Source organism: Pseudoalteromonas sp. S3178 (assembly GCF_005886985.1).
Lineage (GTDB): Bacteria > Pseudomonadota > Gammaproteobacteria > Enterobacterales > Alteromonadaceae > Pseudoalteromonas > Pseudoalteromonas carrageenovora.
The window spans coordinates 1-309 of record NZ_PNCW01000258.1 but is presented as its reverse complement, the minus strand read 5'-3'; the positions used below and the strand labels follow the sequence as shown (position 1 = coordinate 309).

Annotated in this window: 1 protein-coding gene; it reads left to right on the top strand. The window is 41.1% G+C overall.

Translation table 11 applies throughout. The features are described from left to right. Positions 1-68: 68 nt before the first annotated feature. A partial coding sequence (locus tag CWC11_RS20865) for a ribbon-helix-helix domain-containing protein (protein ID WP_138684178.1) occupies positions 69-309 on the top strand: 241 nt, incomplete at its 3' end.

Below are 309 nucleotides of genomic sequence, written 5' to 3'. Positions count from 1 at the left end.
CGATCAGCGTCTTTCACTCTGATCATTGAGTGGATCATTTTTGCCATTACTTTACCTACGGAATTTATATGTGTGAACTCTACGCATCAACTGAGCCTCATCGTTACGAAGTAGCCAAACGCTCTATTCGTATTCAAGGAGCTGTTACTAGCCTCGCGTTAGAAAATGAAATATGGCAAGTATTAGAAACCATAGCTCAACGGGAAGATCTGGGTCTTGCCGAGTTTATTTCTTTACTTTACCAAGAAGTGATTGAACGTCATGGTGAGATCAAAAACTTGGCGTCTATGCTGCGTGTTACTTGCTTAA